General features: G+C 67.0%; 13 protein-coding genes. 10 read left to right on the top strand and 3 right to left on the bottom strand.

Annotation, left to right across the window (positions count from 1 at the left end):
• Positions 1–32: 32 nt before the first annotated feature.
• Positions 33–755 carry a dolichyl-phosphate hexose transferase gene (locus V8686_RS12790; RefSeq protein WP_379704725.1) on the top strand — a complete coding sequence of 241 codons (723 nt, stop codon included), beginning with the start codon at positions 33–35 and terminating at the stop codon, positions 753–755.
• On the opposite strand, the gene V8686_RS12785 is transcribed toward V8686_RS12790, so the two are convergent.
• Positions 752–949 carry a DUF5800 family protein gene (locus V8686_RS12785; protein ID WP_379704723.1) on the bottom strand — a complete coding sequence of 66 codons (198 nt, stop codon included), beginning with the start codon at positions 947–949 and terminating at the stop codon, positions 752–754. The two genes, V8686_RS12790 and V8686_RS12785, sit on opposite strands and share 4 nt — an antisense overlap.
• A gap of 98 nt (positions 950–1,047) precedes the next feature.
• Between V8686_RS12785 and V8686_RS12780 the strand changes: the two genes are divergently transcribed.
• From V8686_RS12780 to V8686_RS12770, 3 genes are all read left to right on the top strand, one after another.
• The gene (locus V8686_RS12780; RefSeq protein WP_379704722.1) at positions 1,048–1,899 is read left to right on the top strand and encodes a polymer-forming cytoskeletal protein; all 852 of its coding nucleotides are present in this window, start codon (positions 1,048–1,050) and stop codon (positions 1,897–1,899) included.
• Positions 1,900–1,960: 61 nt separating this feature from the next.
• A complete protein-coding gene (locus V8686_RS12775) occupies positions 1,961–3,349 on the top strand; it encodes an MEDS domain-containing protein (RefSeq protein WP_379704720.1) in 1,389 nt (462 codons plus the stop codon).
• Positions 3,350–3,394: 45 nt separating this feature from the next.
• Positions 3,395–4,576, top strand: a complete 1,182-nt coding sequence (locus tag V8686_RS12770) for a redox-regulated ATPase YchF (RefSeq protein WP_379704719.1) — start codon at positions 3,395–3,397, stop codon at positions 4,574–4,576.
• A 344-nt stretch (positions 4,577–4,920) separates the two neighbouring features.
• Here V8686_RS12770 and V8686_RS12765 read toward each other — a convergent pair whose 3' ends face one another.
• Both V8686_RS12765 and V8686_RS12760 read right to left on the bottom strand, forming a co-directional pair.
• Positions 4,921–6,042, bottom strand: coding sequence for a pyridoxal phosphate-dependent aminotransferase (locus V8686_RS12765; protein WP_379704717.1), 1,122 nt, complete (start codon positions 6,040–6,042; stop codon positions 4,921–4,923).
• Entirely contained in the window at positions 6,042–6,200 is a 159-nt protein-coding gene (locus V8686_RS12760) for a hypothetical protein (protein ID WP_379704715.1), read from the bottom strand. The genes V8686_RS12765 and V8686_RS12760 overlap by 1 nt, the downstream gene beginning before the upstream one ends.
• Positions 6,201–6,253: 53 nt before the next feature.
• On the opposite strand from V8686_RS12760, the gene V8686_RS12755 reads away from it, so the two are divergent.
• From V8686_RS12755 to V8686_RS12730, 6 genes are all read left to right on the top strand, one after another.
• A complete protein-coding gene (locus V8686_RS12755; RefSeq protein ID WP_379704713.1) occupies positions 6,254–7,600 on the top strand; it encodes a DEAD/DEAH box helicase in 1,347 nt (448 codons plus the stop codon).
• Between the two features lie 178 nt (positions 7,601–7,778).
• A complete protein-coding gene (locus V8686_RS12750) occupies positions 7,779–8,630 on the top strand; it encodes an MBL fold metallo-hydrolase (protein WP_379704711.1) in 852 nt (283 codons plus the stop codon).
• 68 nt (positions 8,631–8,698) lie between these two features.
• Positions 8,699–9,112, top strand: coding sequence for a VOC family protein (locus V8686_RS12745; RefSeq protein ID WP_379704709.1), 414 nt, complete (start codon positions 8,699–8,701; stop codon positions 9,110–9,112).
• Positions 9,113–9,345: 233 nt separating this feature from the next.
• Positions 9,346–10,740, top strand: coding sequence for a sugar ABC transporter substrate-binding protein (locus V8686_RS12740; protein WP_379704707.1), 1,395 nt, complete (start codon positions 9,346–9,348; stop codon positions 10,738–10,740).
• 82 nt (positions 10,741–10,822) lie between these two features.
• A complete protein-coding gene (locus tag V8686_RS12735; RefSeq protein ID WP_379704705.1) occupies positions 10,823–12,415 on the top strand; it encodes a sugar ABC transporter ATP-binding protein in 1,593 nt (530 codons plus the stop codon).
• 104 nt (positions 12,416–12,519) lie between these two features.
• Entirely contained in the window at positions 12,520–13,425 is a 906-nt protein-coding gene (locus V8686_RS12730) for an ABC transporter permease (protein ID WP_379706573.1), read from the top strand.
• Positions 13,426–13,488: the final 63 nt, after the last annotated feature.

Raw genomic sequence — 13,488 nt, 5'->3', positions numbered from 1 at the left:
AAGTTCAAGTGCGGACGATTCCTGCACCCCGTATGAACGATTACACCTTCGACGACGTGGCCGTCGTCATGGGCACCTACAACGAGGAGGAGGCCATCGGTGGCGTCCTCGCCGACATCGAGCGAGTGACCGACGGACGGGCCGAGGTGGTCTGTGTCGACGGGTCGAGCGATCGGACGCCCGAGATCGCCCGTGGGATGGGCGCTCGCGTCGTCGAACAGGAGCCACGGGGCTACGGCGTCGCCGTCCGGGAGGCGGTGCTCACGCCGGACCGGCCGGTGGTCGTCACGACCGACTGCGACGACACCTACCCGATGGAGCGGCTGCCCGACTTCCTCGACGCCATCAACGAGGGCAACGACGTGGTGAGCGGCGACCGCATCACGCCCGGCGCGGAGACGATGCCGGCACTGAACCGGCTCGGCAACCGCGCGTTCGCGGCGCTCGCGAGCCTCCTCCTCGGTCGTCGGCTCCACGACGTGACGACGGGGATGCGCGCCTACCGGCGCGACCTCTTGCACCGCATCGAGTGGACGGAGAACACGGGGCTGTCGGCGGAGCTCCTGATGCGGCCCGTCGCCCGCGGCTACCGGGTGACGGAACTGCCCATCGGCTACGACGAGCGGGCAGGTGAGACGAAACTCGACCCCCTCCGCGGGGGGGCCGCCATCGCGAAGTCGATCCTCCGAGTCGGCGTCGCCGAGCGGCTGGGCCGACAGCTCGACCGCTCGTCCGAGACGGTCGACCGCGCCTAGTGGAGGATGTCGCCGATTCGCCGCGGTTCGCCGTCGAGGGTCGGCTCCTTCTCCACTATCTGCAACACCTCGTGGTCGGTCACGTCGGGGTAGGTCTTGCCGACTGCGTCCTCGATCAGGGACTTCTCCAGTCGGAACTCGGTTCCCTCGTAGACTACGTCGACGCCGTCGTCGTCGAAGGAGAGTACGGTCATATCCGGCCGTAGTCGATGCGTGCTGAAAACCCTGCCTTTCCGCGCGTCGGACGGCCGTCTGACGGCCGTTTTAATAACAGCAGTGTCTATTCACGCGCGTGTCACTCGGGAGGGACCCGCTCGATGCGCTGAAGATCCCCGACGGGACGACCGTCGAGGAACACGACCTCGTGACCGTCGGGGACGTCATCGTCGGCGGTCAGAGCACCGTCGAGTTCGGCGTCCGCGGGCGGAACCTCGTCGCGGGCGAACGCGTCCGCTTCGGCGGCGACATCGAAGCCGAGGGCGACTGCCGCCTCGACATGTGGTGTGACGTGGCCGGGAACGTCCTCGTCGGCGACGACGCCTATCTCGGCGAACGCGTCCACGTCGGCGGCCAGCTCATGGTCTCCGGCGACCTCGACATCGGCGACGACGTGGAGATCGACGAGGGCTTCGAGGCCAACGGCTGGATCGTCATCAGAAACCCCGTCCCGACGCTCGTCTTCTACTTCATCGTCCTCTCGCAACTGCTCCGGGTGGGCGAACAGGGCGCCGCCGAGGAAATCGCGGAGGCCCTCTCGGGCGACGCTCCGGAGGCCCCCCTCGTGATCCCCCGCGGAAGCGACGTCTCCGACGACTCGTGGCAGGTTTCGACTCCCGCCCACGTCGGCGACGACTGCCGCCTCCACGGCAACGTCCGGGCGACGGAAATCGAAATCGGCGCCGACAACAACGTCTTCGGTAGCCTGCGCGCCCGCGGCGACGTGACCGTCGACGAGGGGACCCGCATCCACGGCGACGTGACCACTCGCGGCGGGACGGTCCGCCTCGAACCGGGGGTTCGAGTGCTCGGCGACGTCTCGTGTGCCGACCTCGAACTCCACGAGGACGCCGTCGTCGACGGCTCGATCCGCTCGCGCGGCGAGATGCGCATCGTCCGCGCCGAGGCGAGCCGAGAGATCGAATGAGCCGGCATCGCCCGAGTCCGGAGTTCCCAAACCTGATACGACTGCGGAGCACAGCCCACGCATGACCGACTCGGACCCGACCGGTCCCTCCCTCGACGATTCCGCGGCCGCGTCGAGCGAGGACCGGCGGTACAGGGACCTCCGAGCGGACTTCGACGAACTCGGTGCCGGCCACCACGTCGCGCTGTTCTACGAGTCCCTCGCCGCCCAGCGACGCGTCGCCGCGGCGTTCGTCGCCAGCGCCCTCGAGCGTAATCAGCGCTGTCTGTACCTGACCGACCGGAACGAGGCCGCGGCAGTCCGGGGGACGTTCCGTCGCGACGGCATCGACGTGGCCCGCCGAATCGACGCCGGCGACCTGCGGATCCGCTCCGCCACCGACGTGTACCTCGACGAGGGGTTCGACCCCGACCGCATCATCGAGACGCTCGGGAACGCCTCGGCGGAGAGCCACGCGGACGGATACGACGGGTTCGTCGCCGTCGGCGAGAACTCGTGGTCGTTTCGGACCGACGAGGATCTCGACGACGTCGTGGAGTTCGAAGCCGCGTTCGACGCTCACGAGGCCGATCACCCGGTGACGACGCTCTGTCAGTACGGCCTCGACGACTTCGACGAGACGGCCATCGCCAAGGCGCTTCGCACGCACGAACACGTGGTCTACCGCGACACGCTCTGTCGGAACCCCTACTACCTGCCGCCGGAGCGGTACGCGGACGCCGCCAGCGAGGGGTTGAACGCGACGCTGATGCTCGAACAGACCCACGGTCTGGCCCGGAGCCGACGGGCCCTCGAGCGCCAGGAACAACGCCTCGCCGTCGTCAATCGCATCCTCCGTCACGACATCCGCAACGACCTCAACGTCGTCATCGGCACCCTCTCACAGGTGCGGGAGACCGACGCGCTCGACGGGCCGTCCCGGGCGCGACTCGACCGGGTCGACAGGGTGGCGAACCGACTGGTCGACCGGGCGGAGAAGGCGCGGTACGTCCAGCAGACGCTCACGGATGGGTCGGTCGAACGGTTCGATCTGGACGCCCTCGTCGCGGACGCCGTGGCCACGGTTCGCGACCGGCATCCCGACGCGACGGTCGACGTCGACGGATCGGCGGGCGTGGCCGTCCTCGCCGACGGTCACCTGAAGACGGCCGTCGTCGAACTGCTCACGAACGCCGTGGTCCACGGCACCGCAGACCCGCCGTCGGCGACGGTTCGGGTCGCTCGCGACGGCGCCACCGCGACTATCGACGTCGCCAATCCCGGTCCGTCCGTCCCGGTGGCGGACCGCCGCGCCCTGGATCGGGGGACCGAGACCCCGCTGGAACACGCCGGTGGACTGGGGCTCTGGCTGGTGAAATGGATCGTCGACAACTCCCGCGGGTCGCTTCGCTTCCCCGAAACCGATCCCGAGACGTGTCGGATCGCCCTCGAACTCCGGGCCGTCGAGTAGCGCCCCGACCGAAAGTAAATTGCCGCCGACTCGCCACCGTCCGGTATGCTCTCTCTCGCGCTCGCGGGCAAACCCAACGCGGGCAAGTCCACGTTCTACAAGGCCGCCACGCGGGCGGAGGTGGACGTAGGGAACTACCCCTTCACCACCATCGACGCCAACCGCGGGGTGACCCACGCACGCACCGACTGCCCCTGTCTCGCACTCGACGAGCGCTGTGGCAACGAGCGCTGTCACGACGGCAAGCGCTACGTCCCCGTCGAACTGCTGGACGTGGCCGGACTGGTCCCGGGCGCACACGAGGGGAAAGGCCTCGGCAACCAGTTCCTCGACGAACTCACGAACGCCGACGCCATCCTCGACGTCGTCGACGCCTCGGGCGGGACCAACGCCGAGGGCGAACCCGTCGAAGTGGGCACTTACGACCCGGTCGAGGAGGTGGATTTCGTCGAACACGAGATGGACCAGTGGCTCGCGGGCATCGTCGCCCGCAACTGGGAGGGCGTCGAACGGAAGTCCCGCTCCCCCGAGTTCGACCTCGACGACGTCCTGACCGACATGCTCACCGGGTTCGGCGCGACGGTTGCCGACGTGGCCGCCAGTCTCCGCGACCTGGAGTATCCCGAGGACCCGATCCAGTGGACCGACGAGGACCGCGCCGCCCTCGCCCGTGAGATTCGGGACCGCACCAAACCCCTCGTCGTCGTCGCCAACAAAGTCGACGTGGCGCCGCCGGAGAACGTCGAGCGACTCCGTGCGACGGAGAAACCGGTGATTCCGGCGACGGCGGACGGCGAACTCGCCCTGCGGACGGCCGCCGAGGCGGGCGTCGTCGCCTACGACCCCGGTGACCCGGATTTCACCATCGCGGGCGACGTGACCGACGCCCAACGCGAGGGGCTGAACCGCATCCGCGAGGTGATGGCGACCCACGGCGGTACCGGCGTGCAGGAGGCCATCGACACGGCGGTGTACGACCTGCTCGACCGCATCACCGTGTATCCCGTCCAGAACGAGACGAGGTGGACCGACGGGTCCGGGACGGTTCTGCCCGACGCCGTTCTCCTCCCGCGAGGGTCGACGCCGCGGGACCTCGCCTACGCCATCCACACCGACATCGGAGAGGGCTACCTCCACGCCGTCGACGCCCGCTCGGACCGCCGGATCGGCGAGGATCACGAACTCGACGAGGGCGACGTCATCAAAATCGTCAGCACCGCCAACTGAGACGGTTCGTTGTGACTGTTCACCGGCCGTCGCCGTCACGATGAACCGCGACGGTCGGTGATGACGTACGACTGCCCGTCTGAAACTGTGGGAACTGTTCGGTGAGACGAGCGAGAGCGTACCGCGCTCGTCCCATCCAACCAGGGTGGACGGAGGGGACGGTCCGAGTCGCCAACGGGGAGTGAACTTACGTCACGTGGATAGTTTAATGTAGCGTTGATGCCACTCGGACCAGTTTATTCGAGTTTATTCCACGGCCCGTGGGGCGTGGGGCGACCGTCCGTATCGGCGGTTCGGTTGCCCACCACGGCGAATCGGCGGGACGCGGTCGCGACGAACCAGTCTCACCGCAGGTCCGCGACGACGTCGGCCATCACGTCCAGTGCCTCGTCGAGCGTCTCGGCGTCGTTGGCGTAGGAGATGCGGGCGTGGCCCGCCCCGTTCGCGCCGAAGGCGTCGCCGGGGACGACGATGACGCCGCGGTCGATGCAGGCGTCGACGAACCCGTCGGGCACCCGGGGCATGGCGTAGAATGCGCCCTGGGGAGTGGGGACCTCGACGCCCATCTCGTCGAAGCGGGAGAGTACCAGGTCGCGGCGCTCCTCGAACGTCTCTCGCATCTCGTCGACGACGCTCTGCGGGCCACTGAGAGCCTCTTCGGCGGCGTACTGGGCCGGCGCGGAGGCACAGGCCTGGATGTACTGGTGGACGCGGAGCATGCGCTCGATGCGGCGGGTCGAGGCCGTGACCCATCCGAGTCGCCATCCGGTCATGGAGTAGGTCTTCGAACAGCCGTTGACGACGACCACGCTGTCGGTGTCGGCGTAGGTGAGCGGCGAGTGGTGGTCGCCGTCGAAGACGAAGTGCTCGTACACCTCGTCCGAGACACAGACCACGTCGTGTTCGTCGGCGAGACGGGCGAACGCCCGGACGTCCGCCTCGGACGAGACGGCGCCGGTCGGGTTACCGGGGCTGTTGACGACGAAGGCCGCGGTGTCGTCGGTGATGGCCTCCTCGACGGCCGCGGGGTCGAGCGTCAGGTCGTCGCGCAGCGGGACGGGTACCGGCTCCCCGCCCGCGAGTTTCGTCAGCGCGTCGTAGGAGACGAAGCCCGGATCGGGGATCAACACTTCCTGACCGACGTCGACGTGGGCCTCTAACGCGAGGTGGAGCGCCTCGCTCCCGCCCGCCGTCGCGATGACGTCGTCCGGGTCGACGGCGACGCCCTGATCGCGTTCGTGTTTGGCCGCGATGGCCTCCCGGAGGGGGCGGATTCCCTTGTTCCCGGTGTAGGCGTCCGCCTCGCCGGCTTGGATGGCCTCGACGGCCGCGGCGCGAGCGTTCTCCGGCGCCGGGAAGTCCGGTTGGCCGAGACCGAGGTTGATGGCGTCCTCGCCGGCCGCCTCGAACACCTCGCGGATGCCGCTGATCGATATCGCCTCCACACGCGGGGCGAACTCGGACATCACTCCCCCTCGTAGGCGTCGCGGAGGGTCGAGACGTGATCACCGAGCTGTGACAGCGCGGTGTCGGCGTCGACGTAGCCGTCGTCGTACTCGTCGTAGACGCGTTCGGCGGCGTCGAGGAAGTCCGCCACCTCGGCGTCGAGGTCGTCTGGTGCCATACCGAACCGGGGGTGCGGAGGGCATATATTTCCACCCCTCCAAGCTCGGTCCCGTGACTCTCGTCGCTCGATTCGAGGACGGCACGATCAGACTCGACGGCGACCCCGATCCCGCCCTCGTCGAGGCCCTTCCCGTCGAGTTCGACGACCGAAGCCGAACGTACCGGGCGCCCGCCCACCGGTACGCCGCCCTTCGTCGCGCCCTCGACGACGCCGGCGCCACTTACGAGGACCGCGTGCTGGACTCGTCCACGCTCGATCTGACGACGACGTACGACCTCCGCGACTACCAGCGGGAGGCCCTCGACGCGTGGACGGCCAACGACCGCCGGGGAGTCCTCGAACTCCCGACGGGGAGCGGAAAGACCGTCGTCGCCGTCGCCGCGATGGCCGCGCTGTCGACGCCGACGCTGGTGGTCGTCCCCACCGTCGACCTGCTGACCCAGTGGCGCCGCGAACTGGCGACGGAGTTCGACGTTCCGGTCGGCCAACTCGGCGGCGGCGAGCAGACGGTGGCGGACCTCACCGTCTCGACGTACGACTCCGCGTACCTCCGTGCCGGCGAACTCGGCGACCGCTTCGGCTTCCTCGTCTTCGACGAGGCCCACCACCTCGGCGGTGAGGGGTACCGCGACGTCGCACGACTGTTCGCCGCTCCCGCTCGCCTGGGCCTGACCGCGACGTTCGAGCGACCGGACGGCGCCCACACGGTCGTCGCGGACCTGATCGGCCCCGTGGTGTACGACCGCTCCGTCGACGAGTTGGCCGGCGAACACCTCGCCGACTACGAACTCCGGCGGGTGGAAGTGACGCTCACACCCGACGAGCGCGAAGCCTACGAGGCGGCACAGGGGACGTTCGTCGACTACCTCAAGACCTCGGGACTCACGCTATCGAGCGGGAGCGACTACCAGGAACTCGTCAAGCGGTCGGGGAGCGACCCGCGCGCCCGGGAGGCGCTGCTGGCCAAAGGGGAGGCCCGCAGCATCATGATGAACTCGGACGCGAAGGTGGCGGCGCTTTCCCGCATCCTCGACCGCCACCCGGACGACCGGATCATCGTCTTCACCGCCCACACCGACCTCGTCTACCGCCTCGCGGATCGGTTCCTCCTCCCTCCCATCACCGCCGAGACGGGGGCCACGGAGCGGCGGTCGATCCTCGACCGGTTCCGCGAGGGGACCTACTCCCGCGTCGTCGCCGCGAACGTCCTCGACGAGGGGGTGGACGTGCCCGACGCGAGCGTCGCCGTCGTCCTCTCCGGAAGCGGGAGCGAACGCGAGTTCACACAGCGTCTGGGGCGGGTGCTACGCCCCAAACGCGACGGCCGGACGGCCATCTGTTACGAAGTCGTGAGCGCCGAAACGGCCGAGGAACGGGTGGCCGAACGCAGACGGTAACGACTCCTCCCGTGTCGAGGGAGAGGTCGGTCCTCTCGGGCGGCGGACGTGTCGGGATGACCGGATCGGTCGAACTGCGGGGACCGTCTCGAACGGGGTGATCCGTGCAACGTCCGTACTGACGAGTGTCGTGACAGCCTGCGAAAACTATAAGATCGGGGAATTTATCGACTCGTCCATGCCGACCGCAACCTGGGACGAGTGGTTCGTCACCGACGAAATCGAGGGCACGACACCCGACAGTGTCGCCATCTGGTATCTGGGCTGTAACGGGTTCGTCCTCCGGTCCGCCGAGACCACCATCTACATCGACCCGTACTTCGGGACCGGCGTGCCGAAGTACGTCACCCGGATGATCCCGGTGCCGGTCGACCCCGAGGTGGTGACGGAGTGCGATGCCGTCCTGGTCTCCCACGAACATCTGGATCACATGCACCCGCCTTCTTTCGAACCCTTGCTGAGTGACGGAGTCTCCGTCTACGGGGCAGCGGCTTGCTTCGAGACTCCGGAGTACGACGGTGCTCTGCCGGCCGAGGAGAAGCGGCATCCGGTGTCGCCCGGCGACGCGTTCGCTATCGGCGACTTCGACGTCCACGTCCGCGGTGCGAACGACACCGACGCCGAGGGCGACGTCTCCTACGTCGTCGAACACGAGGCGGGGACGTTCTTCCACGCCGGCGACAGTGGCCCGGCCGCGGAGTTCCACGACGTCGGCGAGGAGTTCGACATCGACGTCGGTGCGCTCGCCATGGGGACGACCGGAAACATCTACTGGCCCGCGGCGGACGAGGCCCGGCCGACGTCGTGGTACATGTCCGAGAACGAAGTCGTCGAAGTCGCGAACGCGCTCCAGCTCGACCGGCTCCTGCCGACCCACTACGACATGTGGAAAGGCGTGGGCGCCGACCCGACCGTCCTGCACAACCACGCCGCCTCCTTCCGGTACCCTCGGAGCATCGAACCCGTCGAAATCGGTGACCGCGTCGACGTCGACAGCCCCGGTATCGTCCCGCCCCACCACCTCCGCTGAACCGCGGATGGGGCCAGCGGCAGTCACTGCCAGGAAAGATTTTTGTGTCAGGTCACTAACAGGGGTGCATGGTCGTCCCCGAGAAGTTCTCACACGTCGGCCTTCGGACCGACGACGTCGACGAGACGGTCGGCTTCCTCGACGGACACCTCGGCGCCGAGGTCGTCGACCGGGGAACGATCGCTCGCGACGACTGGGAGTGCGAGGTGACCGTCGCCGTCCTATCGATCGCCGACACGGAGGTGTTCGTCGTCGACCCGACGCCGTACGAAGCGGCGGGAGTCGTGGAGTCGGTCCAGCCGGGGATCGCTCACTACGGATTCGTCGTCGCGGACGCGGACGCGGCGGTGGCGGACTGGATCGCGGCGGACGGACGGGTCCTCATGGAACCGTTTACCCTCGGTGACACCCGCTACGCGTTCTGTCACGGTCCGGATGGGGCCCGAATCGAGTTCGTCGAGCACCCGTCGGAGACGTCGTAGACGGGTCGGCGCGGCCGGCCCCACCGACCGGGTGGCCGGCGGTCCAGCGGACGAGCGGGGATGCGCCCTCGAATCTTCGGACTGTGGCGGTGTTCACCGTTCGTGCGGTACGAAAACGTCCCCGTCCCCGCGGCCGTTCTCCCGGCCCGTCGCCACACCGCCGATGGAGCCTCCTGACGAGTGGGAACCACTACCAAATTATATATATATGTATCAATTGAGGGGAACTAGGCATGGCAGACGATAGCGAGTCGATCGTCGATAGAGGAGAACGGAGAGCGTATCTCAAGGGCGTTGGGGGGCTGCTCGGTGCGTCGGCAGTCACGTCGCTGGCCGGTTGTAGCGGTGGCGGTGGCGGTGGCGGCGGTGGCGGTGGCTCCGGCGGATCCGACGGTGGCGGTTCCGGCGACACCACGACCACGCAGGGCGGCTACGACCGCGAGATCGACAAGGCGTTCATGTCCCCGGACAGCCTGAAGATCGACCTCTGGAAGGCCTTCCGAAACGGCATGAAGGAGGCGGCGAACGACTTCGGCATGACGGCCAACGCCCAGGACCACGGTGGGCAACTGAGCAAGCAGATTTCCCAGATCCAAGGCGCCATCACCAGCGGCGCCGACATGGTCGCTGCGACTGCGCCGAGCGACTCGGGCGTCAAGTCGCTCGCGGAGACCGCTGCGTCAAACGGCGTGCCGTTCTTCGAGTACTGGTCGATGGGCAAGTGGCTGGTGCCGTCGTCGGTCGGCCCGGAGTTCGTCCAGTACCAGATTCCGGAGACGTACCACGCCGGCGCGATTCCCGCCAAAGTCCTCTTCGAGGAGATGGGCGGGTCGGGCAACGTCGTCGTCATCCTGGGACCGAAGGGCCACATCGGGTCGTATCGCTACGAGGGCTTCAAGCAGGCGGCGGAGGAGTACTCCGACATCGAGGTGCTCGACACCATCTACTCCGGGGGCTGGACCCGCAAGAAGGGCCGCGAGGTCATGTCGTCGTTCGTCTCGAACTACGGCGACGACATCGACGGCGTGTACTGCAACAACGGGACGCTCGGCCTCGGCGCGGCGTCCATCCTCTCTGAGAACGACATGGCGATTCCGTTCTCCGGGTTCGACGGCGCGCTCTCGAACATCGAGTATCTCCGGGAGAACGGCCCGGACTCCGGCGAGCCCTACCAGGTGCAGGAGCAGGCCGCGCCGCCGTTCTGGCAGGGTGGGTGGGCCGTCGCCAAGGCGTGGGACTGGCTCCACGGCTGGCGGCCCGAGACTCCCGAGCGGATGATGTGGGTCCGGACCACCACCATCCTTAACCCCGGACTCGACCAGTCGAAGTTCAGCGATCTGGACACCCGCTTTGCGACGCCGGAGAAGTACATGTCCGTGGCGTACAGCGACGGACACTCCCCGTACGACTGGAAGAAGATGTCGGTCCACGAGAGCGGCGACGACTGGGACCCCCAGCACCGCCTCGTTCCCATCCGCAAGTCGGAGTGGGAACAGCTCAAATGGACGGAGGACAACAGGCCGAACAATCTGGAGATCCCGGACGCGTACGACGATACGGCGCTCTTCGATCAGGTCGACGAGGACTACAGGCAGCGCAACCAGAACGGCGCGAACCCGTACCTGTAATCGGCCCTGTCGCGATTTAGTTCGACTTCAGTATGACAATCAGCTCACCCCCGTTCGAACACGGACCAGTACCGTTCGTACAATGAGTGCAGATATCGACGCCGCCGAACGAGACGCCGTCGAGGACTCCGAGTCGAGCGTTCGCTTCCGGGTCGAGGATATCCGGAAGGAGTTCACGAACGTCGTCGCACTCGACGACGTCAACTTCGAGTTGCGGACCGGTGAAGTCGTCGGACTCGTTGGCGAGAACGGTGCCGGCAAGTCCACCCTCCTGAACGTACTGAGCGGCATCTACCAGCAAGACAAGGGCCGCATCTACGTCGACGGCGAGGAAGTCACCATCACCGACCCGCTCGACGCCTCCCGCCACGGGATCGCCATCGTCCACCAGGAACACAACGTCATCCCGAACCTCTCGGGCTACGAGAACCTGTTTCTGGAGCAGTTCCCGAACTACTCGACTGCCGGCGTCCTGGACACGAACCGGCTGAAACGGGAGGGAAAGGACGTCCTCGACACCCTCGGTATCGACCTCGACCTCGAGAAGCGGGTCGCGAACTACTCGTTCAGCGACCGGCAGATGCTGAGCATCGCGAAGGCGTTCACCGAGACGGTCCACACCGACCACCCCATCATCCTGCTCGACGAGCCGACCGCCGGCCTCGAGGAGGACGGGCGCGACCTGCTGTTCGACCGAATCGACGTCCTTCGTGACCACGCCTCGTTCGTCTTCGTCTCCCACGAACTCGACGAGGTCCTCGAGATCAGCGACCGCATCTACGTCCTGCGTGACGGCGAGGTGGTCGACCATCTCCTCGTCGAGGACGCGACCGAGGACAAACTCCAACAGAGCATGGTCGGTCGCGAAGTCTCGGAGGGCTACTACCAGGTCTCCGAGCAACACGACGTGACGGGCGCAAACACCGCCCTCTCGGTGTCGAACCTCTCGATGGACGGGCGCTTCGACTCCGTCTCCTTCGACGTCCACGAGGGCGAGATATTCGGCATCTGTGGCGTGATGGGCAGCGGCAAGAGCGCACTCGGCCGCGTCCTGAGTGGGGTCGACGACCCCGATACCGGCGACATCTCCGTCGCTGGGGAGACGGTCGAGCCCGGGTCAGTCCACCGGATGGTCGCGAACGGCGTGGGCTACGTCCCCAAGGAGCGCCAGTCGGAGGGGACGTTGCTCTACCAGCCGTTGCGCGTCAACGTCTCGCTGCCGAGCCTCGGCACCGACCTCGTGGCCGACGAGGTTCCCGGCCTCGGTCCGGTCCCGTGGCTCATCGACTTCGACAAGGAAGACGAGATGGCCGAGGGCGTCGTCGACCGGCTCAACGTCAAGACGCCAAGCATCGAATCGCCGCTCATCCAGCTCAGCGGCGGCAACCAGCAGAAAGTCGTCCTCGGGAAGAACCTCCAGCGCGAGGTGTCGGTCCTCGTCATGGACAACGTGACCCGCGGTATCGACGTCGGGGCCAAAGAGGAAGTCTACCGCATCCTCCGCCAACTCGCCCGCGACGGCGTCGCGATGGTCTTCATCGCCGACGAACTCCCCGAACTCATCGGGATGAGCAACCGCATCGGGGTGATGCACGAGGGCGAGATGGTCGACGTCCTCGACGCGCCGCCCGGTGACAAACCGACGGAGTCGGAAATCATCAAGGAAATGATCTAACCATGTCAGGAAGTACTTCAGGCAATCCGGTCGTCGATTGGCTCGGCGAGTATCAGGAGAACCGCTCGGTCACGGACATCCTCATCGACCTCGGTCCGTTCCTGATGTTGGTGATACTGATGGCCGTCTTCACGACGACATCGGACGTGTTCCTGACCTACGACAACTTGGTCGGGAACGTGATGATGAACAGCATGATTCTGCTGTTCGTGGCGCTGGCCGGCACGTTCCCCATCCTCCAGCAGAGCATCGACCTGTCCGTTGCCTCTATCGTCTCGCTGTCCGGCGTCCTCACGGCGATGCTCATCAACGACTTCAACCTCGGTCTCCTCGCGCTCTTGCTCGGCGTCCTCGCCGGAACCGGCGTGGGCCTGCTAAACGGCGTGGTGTTCGCGAAGGGCAAGATTCCCTCCTTCCTGGTCACGCTCGGCTCGCTGTCCGTGTTCAGCGGGTCGGCGCTCCTGTTGACCGGCGGCTACTCGGTCCCGTTTAACAATCCCGGAATCCGACAGATCGCCATCGGGCAGACCATCCCGAACGTGCCGAACCTCGTCGTCTGGGGGCTGGTCTTCTACGTGCTCGCCTCGCTGCTCGCCTGGAAGACGACGTTCGGGCGCTACACGGACGCGCTCGGCGAGAACGAGCGGGTGGCCGACTTCTCGGGCGTCAAAGTCGACCGGTACAAGATCGGTGCGTTCGTCGTCTCCGGGACGCTCTGTGGTCTGGCCGGCGTCCTGCTGACGGCTCGCATCACCTCCGCGACGCCGGGTATGGGCGAGGGCCTGCTCCTCCAGTCCATCGCGGCCATCGTGATGGGCGGCACCGCGCTGACCGGCGGCGTCGGTGGCCCTCACCGGACGATCCTCGGTGTCCTCGTCATCGGCGTGCTCACCAACGGGATGAATCTGCTCGGCATTCAGTCGTTCGTCCAGGAGATCATCCTCGGGTTCGTCGTCATCTTCGCCGTCGCCCTGTCGATGGACCGCGACAAGATCGACGTCGTGAAGTAATCGACGGAAGCCGGTCCTCGTCTCGCGATTCTCCGCGGGGCGCCGCCCCAAGCTTTATTTTTT

The sequence above is a fragment of the Haloplanus litoreus genome (assembly GCF_045690335.1).
GTDB classification, from domain to species: domain Archaea; phylum Halobacteriota; class Halobacteria; order Halobacteriales; family Haloferacaceae; genus Haloplanus; species Haloplanus litoreus.
The sequence above is the reverse complement of the archived record's forward strand: the minus strand, read 5'-3'. Positions and strand labels throughout refer to the sequence as shown.